This window comes from Acinetobacter sp. BIGb0102 (assembly GCF_003815055.1).
Taxonomy (GTDB): Bacteria; Pseudomonadota; Gammaproteobacteria; order Pseudomonadales; family Moraxellaceae; genus Acinetobacter; species Acinetobacter vivianii.
The window spans coordinates 1-14,417 of sequence record NZ_RKQE01000012.1; the positions used below are offsets into that span (position 1 = coordinate 1).

Annotated in this window: 14 protein-coding genes and 1 pseudogene; 6 read left to right on the top strand and 9 right to left on the bottom strand. The window is 41.0% G+C overall.

The genetic code is table 11. The features are described from left to right. The 4 genes and pseudogenes from EC846_RS08925 to rimI form a co-directional block, all read left to right on the top strand. Positions 1-95 (top strand): annotated as a pseudogene (locus EC846_RS08925) (elongation factor Tu); the annotation flags it as partial. 201 nt (positions 96-296) lie between these two features. Continuing rightward, positions 297-1,178, top strand: a complete 882-nt coding sequence (locus tag EC846_RS08930; protein ID WP_123774945.1) for a metal-dependent hydrolase — start codon at positions 297-299, stop codon at positions 1,176-1,178. A 216-nt stretch (positions 1,179-1,394) separates the two neighbouring features. Then, entirely contained in the window at positions 1,395-2,279 is an 885-nt protein-coding gene (locus EC846_RS08935) for a metal-dependent hydrolase (RefSeq protein WP_047431905.1), read from the top strand. A gap of 92 nt (positions 2,280-2,371) precedes the next feature. Then, positions 2,372-2,833 (top strand): ribosomal protein S18-alanine N-acetyltransferase, encoded by a 462-nt coding sequence (rimI, locus tag EC846_RS08940; RefSeq protein ID WP_213071310.1) that lies wholly within the window; start codon positions 2,372-2,374, stop codon positions 2,831-2,833. Here rimI and EC846_RS08945 read toward each other — a convergent pair. The 4 genes from EC846_RS08945 to trxB form a co-directional block, all read right to left on the bottom strand. Further along, a complete protein-coding gene (locus EC846_RS08945) occupies positions 2,819-3,634 on the bottom strand; it encodes an arginyltransferase (RefSeq protein WP_005256372.1) in 816 nt (271 codons plus the stop codon). The genes rimI and EC846_RS08945 overlap by 15 nt on opposite strands. 28 nt (positions 3,635-3,662) lie before the next feature. Beyond that, positions 3,663-4,394 carry a leucyl/phenylalanyl-tRNA--protein transferase gene (aat, locus tag EC846_RS08950; RefSeq protein WP_005256374.1) on the bottom strand — a complete coding sequence of 244 codons (732 nt, stop codon included), beginning with the start codon at positions 4,392-4,394 and terminating at the stop codon, positions 3,663-3,665. An 86-nt stretch (positions 4,395-4,480) separates the two neighbouring features. After that, positions 4,481-6,037, bottom strand: coding sequence for a class I SAM-dependent methyltransferase (locus tag EC846_RS08955; protein WP_123774946.1), 1,557 nt, complete (start codon positions 6,035-6,037; stop codon positions 4,481-4,483). Positions 6,038-6,172: 135 nt separating this feature from the next. Continuing rightward, the gene (gene trxB, locus EC846_RS08960; RefSeq protein ID WP_005256378.1) at positions 6,173-7,123 is read right to left on the bottom strand and encodes a thioredoxin-disulfide reductase; all 951 of its coding nucleotides are present in this window, start codon (positions 7,121-7,123) and stop codon (positions 6,173-6,175) included. A gap of 252 nt (positions 7,124-7,375) precedes the next feature. On the opposite strand from trxB, the gene EC846_RS08965 reads away from it, so the two are divergent. Beyond that, positions 7,376-10,459 carry a DNA translocase FtsK gene (locus tag EC846_RS08965; protein WP_123774947.1) on the top strand — a complete coding sequence of 1,028 codons (3,084 nt, stop codon included), beginning with the start codon at positions 7,376-7,378 and terminating at the stop codon, positions 10,457-10,459. 128 nt (positions 10,460-10,587) lie between these two features. After that, on the top strand, positions 10,588-11,205 hold the full coding sequence (gene rhtC, locus EC846_RS08970; RefSeq protein ID WP_005256380.1) for a threonine export protein RhtC: 618 nt from the start codon (positions 10,588-10,590) through the stop codon (positions 11,203-11,205). A 65-nt stretch (positions 11,206-11,270) separates the two neighbouring features. Here rhtC and EC846_RS08975 read toward each other — a convergent pair whose 3' ends face one another. From EC846_RS08975 to minC, 5 genes are all read right to left on the bottom strand, one after another. Further along, entirely contained in the window at positions 11,271-11,810 is a 540-nt protein-coding gene (locus EC846_RS08975) for a hypothetical protein (protein WP_123774948.1), read from the bottom strand. 158 nt (positions 11,811-11,968) lie between these two features. Further along, positions 11,969-12,256 carry a PA4642 family protein gene (locus tag EC846_RS08980; protein WP_004770953.1) on the bottom strand — a complete coding sequence of 96 codons (288 nt, stop codon included), beginning with the start codon at positions 12,254-12,256 and terminating at the stop codon, positions 11,969-11,971. Positions 12,257-12,442: 186 nt separating this feature from the next. Beyond that, positions 12,443-12,715 (bottom strand): cell division topological specificity factor MinE, encoded by a 273-nt coding sequence (gene minE / locus EC846_RS08985; RefSeq protein ID WP_004655180.1) that lies wholly within the window; start codon positions 12,713-12,715, stop codon positions 12,443-12,445. Between the two features lie 2 nt (positions 12,716-12,717). Further along, on the bottom strand, positions 12,718-13,530 hold the full coding sequence (minD, locus tag EC846_RS08990) for a septum site-determining protein MinD (protein WP_004770954.1): 813 nt from the start codon (positions 13,528-13,530) through the stop codon (positions 12,718-12,720). A gap of 65 nt (positions 13,531-13,595) precedes the next feature. Then, positions 13,596-14,315, bottom strand: a complete 720-nt coding sequence (minC, locus tag EC846_RS08995) for a septum site-determining protein MinC (RefSeq protein ID WP_123774949.1) — start codon at positions 14,313-14,315, stop codon at positions 13,596-13,598. Positions 14,316-14,417: the final 102 nt, after the last annotated feature.

The window sequence follows — 14,417 nt, forward strand, 5'->3', positions numbered from 1 at the left end:
TCCACCCGATCGCAATGGACCCAGGTCTACGTTTTGCGATCCGTGAAGGTGGTCGTACTGTAGGTGCTGGTGTTGTTGCTAAAGTAACTGCATAATCGCCTAGAGTGATAAAAAAACACCCCTTTGGGGTGTTTTTTTTTGCCTATTGTTAGACAATCCTTTTGTAAGAGTGTCCTTAACTGATAGCTTGCTGTCCCAAACTGCACTTATTTGATTTGCATAAAAACGTAATATAAAACGCAAGAAACAAATAAAAGTGCTCAGTGGAATGTTTCACTGAAAAAGGAGTTGGCAGCATGAATGCTAAAGTAAATATTTCAAATCGTGCGGGTGCAAGCTTCCCAGTCCGTCGTATGAATTTTGATTTCGATCAAGTACCAGAATACTGGATGGATGGTTCAGCAGGTTTAACCCATTTCATGACAGGTTTATCTGCACTGTTTCCAGATGGTGAGAAATTATTTATTGATGCGGTACGTGCGGTTCGTTACTACCCAGCGATTAAAGACAACGAAGAACTACAAAAAGAAATCAGTGCGTTTATTGGTCAAGAAGCCATGCATACGCAAGAGCATGTTAACTTTAATGCTTCTGCACAAAAATATGGTCATGATGTAAGAACTTTAGAGCAAATCACTGGACGTTATATTCAATTTGCCTTAAATAATTTTTCTAAAGTGGTTAAACCATTTGGTATGACCAGAGAAATGGTTAACCTCACCGCAACAACTGCCTTAGAGCATTTCACCGCGACCATTGCTTCTGAATTATTGCGTAATCAGCATATTCAGGACTTAATGACCGATGAGACCATGTCGTATATGTGGTTCTGGCATGCAGTCGAGGAAAATGAGCATAAAGCCGTAGCTTATGATGTTTATGAAGCCGTATTTGGCAAAGGTTTAAAAGCTTATAGCTTGCGTACCTCTGCGCTGGTTTTTGCGATGGCTCTGATTTTTATTCTTCAGTCCTATTTCACTTTACGTTTGCTTCAACAAGATAAAAAGCTGAACTTTAAAGAATTGGCGATGATTTATAAATATGGCTATAGTCCTTCAAAAGGGATTATTACTGGTATGGCAGGTGAGATGCTGGCTTACTTTAAACCAGGCTTCCATCCAAATGATCTGGATACGGTACAGTTGTTAAAAGACTGGAAAGCGAAACTCGGTTTCTAATTTTCTTATCTTCAAATAAATCGATTTAAAAGGGCAATTAGAATTGCCCTTTTTCTTTTTACTCTTTCATTTCATAGGTGATTTTCAGTGTGAAGACATGTCCTAAGATGATGCTTTTCTGACCTTATCTGCACTTATTCGATGCACTGAAAAGAGCGTATAAAAGAAGTATCAGATATGGTTTATGAAGAATATTCACGGATAGGAGAAAAGGGTATGAATGCTAAAGTCAATATTTCAAACCGAGCTGGCGCCAGTTTTCCTGTACGCCGAATGGATTTTGAATTTGGTGAAGTGCCACGTTATTGGGCAAATGGAGATGCTGCCTTAACACATTTTATGACTGCGCTTTCAGCACTATTTCCAGAAGGTGAACAATTCTTTGTGAATAGTACGCGTGCAGTGCGTAATGATCCTAAGTTGGCTGATCCTAGATTGCAGAAAGAAATCAGTGCTTTCATTGGTCAGGAAGCCATGCATTCAAAAGAGCATTTAGCTTTCAATGCATCCGCACAGGCTTATGGATACAATGTCCGTGAGATGGAAGAGCAAACGGGACGCCTGATTAATCGAACCATCGGCATAACATCTAAACTCTTGAAACCTTTTGGCTTCACTAAAGAAATGATCAGTTTGACTGGTACGTGTGCTTTAGAGCACTTTACCTCGACCATTGCCGAAGAATTATTGAGTAATCCAGACATTCAAGCGATGTTTATGGATGAGACTATGTACCATTTATGGATGTGGCATGCGGTTGAAGAAAATGAGCATAAAGCCGTGGCCTTTGATGTGTATGAATCTATGTATGGGCAGGGCGCTAAAGCCTATTTCATGCGGTCATTGGCGTTGGTTATCGCGATGGGCCTGATCTTTATTACCCAATCTTATTTCACCGCAAAGCTATTAAAAGTTGATGGCAAGTTGACATGGCGTGATACCCGATACATGTTGAAATTTATGTATGGTTATAAAGGTTTTATGACGCGTCAGATTCCAACTTTACTTTCGTTCTTGAGACCGAAGTTCCATCCAAATGATGATGATACGACGGAACTACTGAATAAATGGCGGGCCGAATTAGGTTTTAATCTGAGTTAACTCCAACGGGCAGTAAAACTGCCCATTTTTTTATTCAATTTTTAGCTGAAATTGTCGATAATCTGCATCAGTATTTTATAGAGTGAAAGATTGTGATTCGATTGATGCAGGAGCGTGATCTGGAAAGAGTGGCAGCCATTGAGCGCTTAGTGCAAACACATCCATGGAGCAAGCAACAATTTCAGGAGTCTTTAGCTTCGTATCAATGTACTGTGTATGAGCAAGCCAATCAGGTGGTGGGTTTTTGTATTTTGCAACCTGTTCTGGATGAGGCAAACCTGTTGCTTATGGCAATTCATCCAAGTCAGCAGGGCAAAGGACTTGGTTATACTTTATTAGATGATTCTATTCAGCAGTTAAAGAACAATCCGATTCAGATTTTTTTAGAAGTGCGTGAAAGTAATACCGCTGCGATTCGTTTATATGAAAAAACAGGATTTCATCAAATTGATTTGCGCAAAAATTATTATCCGAATCCTGATGGTTCCAGAGAGCATGCCGTGATTATGGTCAAGACATGCACAGATGATTTTGCTGCGTTATTTAATAATTAAATTATTCCACTCGGAAGGCAGTGTACTCATCAATGAATTTCCTAATTGATGAATTTCATTGTCTGAGAGTGGGCGATTGAGTCTGCGCCATTGTCCATCCAGTAATAATTCGAGTGGTGTATATTGCGATTTATAATTCATTTTATCTGAATGCGGTACCCAATAACCCAAATATAAATAATCTAGATTCAAGCTACGTACATATTCAATCTGTTTAAGGATGGCGAACACGCCCAGTGAACGGCGTTGTTCATCAGGATCGAAGAAAGTGTAAACCGCAGAAAGACCATCATCCATCAAATCACAGGTTGAGACAGCAATTAATTTTTGGTCTTTCCAGAGTTCGATAAAGAAGCTTTCTGTGCAGCTATGCACCAGAAACTTTTCAAACTGATCCAGACTGGCGGGATACATATCGCCATCTGAGTGGCGTTCATTGATATAACGTTCGTACAAGTCATAATGCTGTTGAGTGGCTTGCGAGGTCGGCAAAATACTCATTTCTAAATCTTGATTACGTTTCCATGCCTTTTTCTGGCTGCTATTCATGCTGAATTCCTGAACCGGGACGCGGCAAGATAGACATTGGCGACATAAATGACATTCAGGACGATAAACAAAATCACCACTACGGCGGAAACCGACTCGAGAAAGTTCTGACAATGTCACCACATCAATACGGTGAATCGGGTCCAGAAATACCATCCGGGCAGATTTATTATCGAGATAACTACAATCATGCGGCGGTGTAATGTAGTACTGTAAGTCATTTAAAAGGGACTTGGGTTGGTATGATTTCATTAATCTGTCCCTCCAAGGTGTTAATCCGTTAACCGTCTAATGTGCCAAAAACTGCTATTGTTTTACTTGAAAATACACGTTCTTGATAACTTTTCCAATTGATAGAGGGGGCAATAATTACATCTTGTAACGATTTAAGATAGGCTTGGCGAGAAAGTGTACTCGCACCAAGGCTTAAAAGATGATCATTGACCAGTTGGCAATCAATCCACGGAAGCTGATTTTCCTGTCCAATCAGCATTAAGGTATAGAACGCCATTTTCGAAACATCGGTTTCAGTACTAAACATCGACTCACCAAAACAGCCTTTGCCTATGGTAACGCCATATAAGCCACCTACCAGCTTCTCTTGTTGCCAGACTTCAACACTATAGGCATAGCCAGCTTTAAATAAGTCACAATAGCCTTGAATAATGTCTTCACTGATCCAAGTTTCATTGGCATAACTGCGCGGTAAAGAACAGGAACGAATGACCTCTTCAAAAGCATGGTTAATGGTAATTCGGTAATCATGCTTTTTCATATTGCGAATGAGTGACTTACTGGGCTTGTATTGTTGTGGTTCAATCACACAGCGCGGTTCAGGACTCCACCAGCAGATCGGCTCATCTTCATTGAACCAGGGGAACAGACCGTGTGTATAGGCTTCAAATAATGTAGACGGACTGAGATCAGCACCGATACAGATAAAGCCTTGGCCTTCCGGATCTGCTTCTACAGGATCTGGAAAAATATATTGCGAGGGTGGAAGCTGTTGCATAGCAAAGAAAGTAAATAGGAATGATTCTAAACTAACTGAACTGAGCAGGAATGGCAATCTTGAAGATTGCCATTCGCACTAAGCCTTTAACTAAATAGGCGCAGTTGTTTGGCAATTTGCAGCTTTTTGCTGTCTAGGAAAAATTGAGCCTTGGCTTGAATGACCTCCAGACTCTTTTCTCGATCAGACACAGTTTTGCCTTCACTATCCAGTACTAGCCAGTTGAGCTGGCTAATGACATTTTGGACATACTCTGCAAATTCAGTTGCTGATTCTAAACCATCAATGAAATGTGCACGGTAGAACAATTGCTGGAAATGATCGGCTGGAATACCGATACCTGTAATCGGACTAATTAAGACATTATAGTTTTGATGAAAACTCGCCTGTTCCAATAAATAATGATTTAAGCGATGACTTTGTTGCAATATTTCATTATTCGGTTCCAGTGTCTGACAGGGTTGGGCCAAACCTAGATGCGATAAAATCACCAAAGCATTGAGAATTTGGGCGTAATTCAGTTCAGGAAAACTTTGTTCTAGTTCAGCAATGGTGATTGGACGATAGTTTTCTTCTGCAAATTTATTGCCGATCGGGGTGTAGATATCTTCAATTAAATTAAATGTCCCTAAAAGTCCATTGATACTATGAGGTAGCTTTTCCTTAGCGGTCAGTAAGACAAAGGCTGTTTTTCTCAAACGCTCCTGAACTTGCAATGGGGTCAAATTATTCTTGCCGCGGATAAATAAATCGCGTCTAAATTGGGTATTGGCAAAATAATCACGACATTGTTCTTTGAAAATAGGATGTTCTATCGCATTTAAAAAGTTCTGATGTTCCTCTGAGAAGTTAATGCTATCTAAATGGGTATTTAAATCAGTAGAGCCTGCATAAGATAATTTGATCTCATCCAGAGTCCGCACGACTTGCTGGAAAGAGAAGCATTGCCAGTCTTGATTGAGATACTCATGGATCAAGTAGTTGGGATTTTGTTGTTTAAGATCGGCAACTTTCTGAACTGCATTGGGATTACGTTGTGCAAAAATCGGATTCTGTTTGAGCAGGTCTTCACTAAAGCTGAGCGCTTCATTGACCTTTTGCAGGGGATTGGTACTTGTGCTATTAAATTTGAAATGACTATGAAACAGTTCACGGATCGGCATATTGGCTGCCCAGCCTGTGACGCAGTTGTAGCTGATATAGACAATGCCATTGGGCTTTAAGAACTGACGGATAAATTTTAAAATAATGTGCTGGTTTTCGTGGCTAATCCAGCTCCAGATGCCATGTAAGCTGATCGAGTCAAACATGGGTAAATCTTGACGGTTGAGTAGCTCTTCAAAACTGTCGTCATAAAAATAATGCTCAACCTTACTTTGTTCTGCCAGTTGATTGGCATGTGCGGCGTGCGCAGGGTTGAAGTCGGTGCCATAAAAGCTGGCTTGGTTGCTAGTGGCATGAATATTAATACTGACGCCTTGCCCAAAGCCCAGTTCGCAGTGATTCTGATTTTCCTGAAAGTCTGGACTATCGATCCCATTTAATAATAAACAAAACTTTTGGAAATTCGGGCTGAGATCTCGATAATAACCGTAGGTATAATTCACTTCTGTTTGATAGCCATTTGTCCAGGTCGTTGTCATTTATCTATCCTATTCATCAATGTATTTCTATCTATTAAAAAAAGCAGCTTTGTCTAAAAAGTCATCACTTTTGATTGTAGGGATGCTGCCATAAAAAAACCACCAATGTCTGGTGGTTTTTAAATTGTGGCCCAATTAGTTTAAATTATCGAGATATTTCTCTGCATCGAGGGCTGCCATACAACCTGAACCCGCTGAAGTAATCGCTTGACGGTAAACGCTATCTGCAACATCACCTGCAGCGAATACACCTTCAATTGAAGCAGCCGTTGCATTACCAGCAGTACCACTGTGTACTTGAATATAGCCATCGCGTAAGTTCAACTGACCATCAAACATACCGGTATTTGGTTTATGGCCGATTGCAACAAACAGACCTTGTACCTGAACGTCCTGAGTGCTTTCATCTTGAGTTGATTTAATGCGAACAGCGGTTACGCCGGTATTGTCGCCCAAGACTTCATCGACTTGATGATTCCAGATAATGCTGATTTTGCCTTCTTTTTCTTTGGCAAAAAGGTGATCTTGCAAGATCTTTTCTGAACGTAAGCTATCACGGCGGTGAACCAGTGTGACATGCGCTGCAATATTCGAAAGATAAAGTGCTTCTTCAACTGCTGTGTTACCGCCACCAACAACCATGACATTCTGGTTCTTATAGAAGAAACCATCACAGGTTGCACATGCGCTTACGCCTTGACCCATGAAAGCTGCTTCAGATTCAAGACCTAAATATTGTGCAGTTGCACCTGTTGCAATAATTAGCGCATCACATGTGTACTCTTCCATATCGCCTTTGAGGACGAATGGACGAGTCTTAAGATCAACTTCATTGATATGATCATAGACGATTTCTGTACCAAAACGTTCTGCATGAGCTTGCATACGTTCCATAAGTACAGGACCAGTTAATCCTTCAGGGTCACCAGGCCAGTTATCAACTTCAGTCGTCGTTGTTAATTGACCACCAAGTTGTATACCAGCAATGAGTGTCGGTTTGAGGTTAGCACGTGCCGCATAGACTGCTGCGCTATAACCTGCAGGACCAGAACCCAAAATAATTAACCGTGAGTGACGAGCGCTCATTAAAGAACATCCTTTTTATATTGAAACTGCTAAAATTATACGTGAATCGAGAGGGGAGTGGGGTAAATCGATCCGGATAATATTGATTAACTCAATCGAATTGGGCTATATCAGTGCAGAATGTTAACAACAACAGTAAACAATCGTGCATCTTTTTTGTAAGAACGAGTGCATAATATAAAACTTATTGATTAAGGTAAGTTAGACCTTAAAAGATACCAACAAATAACGAATTGGGTTACAGGACTGTATATGACTGCGGTGTCAAGTGTTTATGCACAACGCTTTTTAATGACATTATTTTTGATTTCCTTTGGCATTTATTTATTTCTTGCCACAGTAACTTATACACCGTTTGATCCCGGATGGATGCACATTTCCAGTGATACCCAACAGGTTTCGAATGCAAGTGGTGTGGCAGGTGCTTGGATCGCAGATTTACTCTTTGGATTTCTGGGGTGGGCGAGTTTGCTTATTCCTTTGTTCCTGTTTATAGAAGCCATCCAGGTCTGGTGGCCAAGAAGCTTTTTAAACCGCCCATTGCGTTATGCTGCCCAGTTTTTTTTAATTCTTTCGATTTCAAGTTTGTTGTATTTGCACTGGAACATGCCCGCAGATACTTTGGACAATGCGGCTGGCGGTATCATTGGTTATGAGCTCGGTGCGAGTTTATCCCAGTTGCTGACGATTTATGGTGCGACCTTGTTTTTACTCGCATTCAGTATTTTGTTGCTGACTTTGGCTTTTGGCATTCAGTGGAACAAGACTTGGGTAACATTGAAAAATACCCCAGCGTATCTGCAAGATCTATTCTATAAAAACGTACCACAAAATGAATCTGCATATGATTTAACGGAGCAGTTGACGCCCGCTGAAACTCCAGCTGTCACAAGTAAAGCCCAAGCTGTGCCTGAAAGCTCGGATGATCAAAACGAGACCAAAACCAATCAGGTTCAAGCCAAGCTGATTAAAATTGATGATTCACATCATCAACTCATGGCAGAAAAATTATTTGCCGATGTGGTTGCGAAAGAACAGCAACAAAGTGCTGAACCACAACAAACAACTGCACCTGATGATGACTTTGAGCAAACCTTACAGCGTGCGCATCAATTTGAAACTGAAAGTCAGCGTTTAGTGAAAACAGGTGAAGTATGGCGTGCATTACAACGTGATGATGCCAGTCATAAACAGGAAATTGATGCATTACTGCGTGCTGCTGATGAGTCAGCCCATGTAGCGCCTCAACTTGAACCCGCAGCACATGCTGAAGCAGTCATGCAAAAAGCCAATCCTAGCAATCTGGACTGGAATGATGACCAGATCTTTGATGAATTATTGGCTGCGGTACCAAACAGTAAAACAGCAACAGATGCACATACACTGATCACTCAGGCTGTGCCAGCAATGACACACACACCTGTTGAGCAGGAAAATGAGTTTGAAGCAGATATTGAAGCCTTGATTAGTGAGTCTAATCAGGTAAATACGACTCAAAATCACAGCGCTGCTGTGCAAAATCCACTTCAAGAAGACAAACATAATCTTGTTGCTGAAGAGATTGATGAGTTTAATGATCTTCTGGTTGAAGAGGAGCGTGAACAAACCGCTCCGCGTACCACAAGTTATGCGCAATCGTCTGCTTTTGTAAAAGCGCCGATTGAAGTATCAAATGCACCGAAAGAAGCATTGTCTAAAGAAGCCTTTATCGAAGCATGGCAAGAAACTGCGGGTAAGGCAGAGCCTGAAACCGATTTGGATATTGAAGAAGATTTTGATTTAGATGCACCATTAACAGATGCATTTGGTCGTCCAATGTCTCGTGCCATGCAAGTGGCGAAAAAACGTCTTGATTTGCCAACCTTACCGGGGCTGGAATTGCTGGATGAAGTTGATCCAAACAAAAAGGTGAACTTCACTGCCGAGCAATTAGCACGTCTTTCTGAATTGCTAGAAATCAAATTGCAAGAGTTTAATGTCAAAGCGCAAGTGGTCGAAGCTCAACCTGGCCCAGTCGTTACCCGTTTTGAACTGGATCTTGCGCCGGGTGTAAAAGCCTCTAAAGTGACCAATATTTCACGCGATTTGGCACGTTCAATGTCGATGGCATCTGTTCGTGTGGTTGAAGTGATTGCAGGAAAACCGTATATCGGAATTGAAGTACCGAATAGTAGCCGTGAAATGGTACGGTTGATTGAGTTGTTAAAAACGCCAGCTTTTGAAGACCCTGCTGGTTTGCTCTCTATGGCGATGGGTAAAGACATTTCAGGCAATCCTGTCATTACTGACCTCGGCAAAGCACCTCATATGTTGGTTGCGGGAACGACAGGTTCTGGTAAGTCGGTTGCAGTGAACTCGATGATTTTGTCGATGTTGCTGAAATATACACCAGATCAGCTTCGCTTGATTTTGATCGATCCAAAACAGCTTGAATTGGCCAACTATAACGATATCCCTCATCTACTCACACCAGTTGTAACCGACATGAAAGATGCGGTTAGCGCATTAAACTGGTGTGTAAATGAGATGGAACGCCGTTATAAACTGATGTCATTCCTGAAAATCCGTAAGCTCAGTGACTATAACCGTAAAGTTGAAGAAGCGATTGCCAATGGCGAAGATCTAATTGATCCAACGTGGAAAGCCAGTGATTCAGTTGTGGGTGAGCGTGCGCCGCGTTTAACGCCGTTACCTTCAATTGTGATCGTTGCCGATGAGTTTGCCGACATGATTATGCAGGTCGGTAAAAAGGCCGAAGAAATGATTACCCGTCTGGCGCAGAAATCTCGTGCCGCAGGTATTCACCTCTTACTTGCGACGCAACGTCCTTCTGTGGATGTTATTACGGGTCTGATCAAGGCGAATATTCCAACACGTGTTGCATTACGTGTGAACAGTAAGATTGACTCGCGTACCATTCTGGATGCAGGTGGGGCAGAAGACTTGCTCGGTCATGGTGATATGTTGTTCCTCGGCCCTGGTAAAATCGAGCCTGAGCGTGTACATGGGGCCTTCATTAGCGATGATGAAGTAAACCGTATTTGTGACGCGTGGCGCGAACGTGGTGAGCCAGATTACGTGGATGAGATTCTCACGCCATTTGATGAAGAGCCTTCATCGCGTGGTTTCGAAGATGGTGATGGTGATCCGAGCCGAGATGCGCTTTATGATCAATGTGTCTCTTTCGTTTTAGAAACACGTAAAGCATCTACCTCTTCATTGCAGCGTAAATTTAGCTTAGGTTACAACCGCGCAGCACGGATCATTGACCAGATGGAAGAGAATGGAATCGTAAGCTCGATGGGGGCCAATGGTAAGCGAGATATTCTCGTTTAACGAAAATTATGACTAAAAAAAGCCTCTTTATAGAGGCTTTTTTGCTTTAGATTTTCGTATTTTTATGTGGTAAAAATCACATTTTTTATTTAAGCTTGCCCTTTAAAATCTCAACGTTGAGGTGAGTCGTGTTAGTTGCATTAAGTACGCTAATTTTTATTCATTTCTGTGCATTGATTACACCGGGACCAGACTTTTTTCTGGTTTCACAAACGGCTATTAGCCGCTCTCGTAAAGAAGCGCTTCTGGTGGTACTAGGCATTTGTTTAGGGGCAATGCTGTGGTCACTCCTTGCTTTGATGGGACTCAATATTATTTTTGAAAAAATGGCATGGCTTAAACAAGGACTGCTTATTGCGGGTGGCCTATACTTGTGTTGGCTTGGCTTTCAAATGCTTCGCTCTGCCTTCTCTAAAAATAACCAAACCATAAATCCAATTAGCTTACCTCAGTCACCTTATTTATTCTTTATGAAAGGCTTGTTGACCAACCTTTCCAATCCTAAAGCGATTATCTACTTCGGTAGTGTCTTCTCACTGTTTTTGGCAAATCCTTTATTTGATCAGCACCATTCTCTACTTTTTATTATTGTTTCGATTGAGACAATTCTATGGTTTGTCTTGGTCGCTTTTGTATTTTCTCTACCGACATTCCGCAATGCATACCAAAATTTTGCAAAATGGATTGATGGCGTGTCTGGTGGGATATTTACCTTATTGGGTGTTTATCTGATTGGAAGTCGTTAATCAAAACATCAAAAAGCCTGCATCATGCAGGCTTTTTTATAAATGGATTATTCGTCATGCTTTCATTATTCAATATTAAGAAACAACCCCATCAATAAGAGTATCCAGAAGATAGAGCCAATAATAATGACAATAATTTGAGCAATATTAAATTTTTCCTGTATTACCACATTGAATTCATGCGACTGTCTTTTTGCATCATTGAGTGCTAAAAATGCAGGGACAAGGAAAACAAAACTGAGAGAAGAAATTAACCAATAAGGGTCAGGTAAGCGAGCCAGCAAGAGAGCGAAAACGAGATAGCCGACATACATCCAGCCTGGAGAGAAATCTTGAGCATAGCCTTTTTCTTTGGCATATTCTCTGATTCTCTTGAAGAGTGAATATAAGAAGAAAATAGAAAAAATAGCCCGGGCAGCAGGCATGATATTTAAATTATCTTTTAGTGCCAGAAAACGCCATGCTTTAAAGATCCACCACAGTTCATATAACCCTAAAGAGATAACCGATAAAAAGATAAATTTCTTCAGGCTAATGATGGTTAAATCGGCTAGATGATGATTTACAGGAGCATTTTCAATTACGCTTGTGTTTTGGTCAGTCATTGTCTTTCTTAAAATAGAGAGGTTAAAAATATAAAAATTATGAGTTGGAGTTATTAATCAGAGCATGCCAAAAATATCATTATTTTAATTAAAACCACATAATTTACGCGTCAATTTGTTCATATTGATAAATTATGTGGCCTTTATTCTAGAATTGATTAAGCAAATTTCGCTAAAACTTCTAGAAAACCCTCTTTCTGGCGAGGAAATTGTGCAATCACATCATGAATGCGTTGGCCTTCAGGATTGGTTGCATTCAAGTCACGACCATCTGCCAAAAACTTGGTAATCAAGCGCTCATAGTCATTTGGGCGCATATGTTTGAAGGCATGATAGAGCACATGAAAGTCGGCATTTACGCCAGCTGGAGGAAGCTGGTTAAGGTAGGCAAACACACGCTCATCTGACCATTCTTCATTGAAAGTTGCTGGCTGTGATAATGCCATGACAATCTCCTCAGTCTTATAAAATAATAAAGGCAAAATATGAGGCAGAATGAGAAAAGTATCGCTTTTCCCTGCCGCAACACTAGAAGCTAGGCTTCCAGTGGGGAGGGAAAAGAAAAGTCATACTTTTCAAATTCTACGACGTATTTTGCCCTTATTTACGAAAAATCGCTAATGAAAAAACTTCTAACGATCTTCAGGTAAATTGATATTCATTTCTAGCATTTCAATGTTTGCTTCTGAGCGAACCTGCATTTGAATATGCTGTTCATCCACCCCACGAACATAACGACTCACGACCTGCATGATTTCTTTTTTCATTTGGTCGATTTTGTCTTGGCCTAAGCGACGGCCCAAGCCTTGTTCAGAGGCAACAATAACTTTTAAACGATCTTTGGCAGTTTGTGCACTTGATGGTTTTTCATCACTGCTAAAAAGTTTACTCCAGAATCCTGCCATAATTACGCTCCAAATAGTCTAGCTAACCAACCTTTTGGCTGTACTGCAATGTGTCGATAAGGACGGTCTTCGCCAAGGAAGCGAGCCACTAAGTCATCATACGCTTGTCCAGCTTTTTCTTCTGAATACAGAATCACTGGTTTACCTTCGTTTGATGCTTGAAGTACGCTTGGGCACTCAGGAATTACACCCAGAGTCGGCACACGTAAAATATCTTTAGAAATATCGTCGATCGTTAACATTTCTTGTTTATCAGCACGTTCCGGATTGAAACGGGTGATACATAAATGCTTACGGATACGACCTTCGTTTTGTTCAACTTTTTTGGTCTTGCTATCAAGCATACCAATAATACGGTCAGAGTCACGTACTGATGAAATTTCAGGATTCGTCACAATGATCGCTTCATCTGCATGATACATTGCTAAAATCGCACCACGCTCGATACCAGCAGGTGAGTCACAGATGATGTAGTCGAACTCTTGAGAAAGTTCGTCGATCACACGTGCTACACCTTCATCACTCAACGCATCTTTATCGCGGGTTTGTGACGCAGGGAGAATATATAAGTTTTCAATATCTTTATCACGGATGAGTGCTTGTTGTAAGCGAGCTTCATTATTGATGACATTGACAAAGTCATAAACTACACGGCGTTCGCAGCCCATGATCAAATCAAGATTACGTAAACCCACATCGAAATCGATCACAACAGTTTTATGACCACGTAGGGCTAAACCTGTTGCAAAAGATGCACTTGTTGTAGTTTTACCTACACCACCTTTGCCTGACGTTACGACAACAATTTTGGCCACCGAATCCACTCCTATTTATGGTCATACGCCCCTAAAAGGGCTTTTTTGGTGTTTAATGAGATAAATTAAAACTGCAAGGCCTCAAATTCAAGTTCTTGCTTGTTATTTAAATAAATATGTACAGGCTTTTTGATCATATCTTTTGGAATATCATCTGCAACACAATACGTCCCTGCAATCGAGATTAATTCGGCTTCTAACGAGTGGCAGAAAATACGTGCTGCAGCTTGTCCACCTGCACCTGCAATGACTCTACCACGAGCATTGCCATAAATGTGAATATTTCCAGATGCAATGACTTCCGAACCACTATTCATGCCTGCATTTAAAATGATATCACCCTGATCTTGCACCAAACATTGGCCTGTACGCAAAATTTCATCATGATACGAGGTGATATATGCATTCGATGTGTTTTTTTGTGGTGTTTGTATTGCTGAATTATCCGCTGCTTTCGCTGGGGCTGGATCAACCACCTGTTCTTTAGATGCCTTGATACGTTGCAATGGCTGATCTACGGGTAAAACAGGGAATTGAATGGCGCGGGCTTCATCACCCAGAATGCCATCAATCACTGCCATAGGCTGTAAACCCAGATCAATCAAGAGCTGAATTAATGCAATCAGTTCTTGCTCAACAGTACTGTCAATAATGACCAATGTGCCGATATAAGAACCTTCATTCAGCGTGCTGGTAAGTTGCTGTCGGATTGCATTATGGTCATTTGTGTCGAACGTGAGTCGACTAAAATTCACCATTCTGCCCGTAATCCGTATATCAGCCATAATTTATCCTTCAGGGCTTTTTAAGCGCTCTATTGTGTTAAAGCAGTTGTAAATAAAAGCAAATGCTAGAACAAATTACACGAATTCTCTAGCTCGATTGGT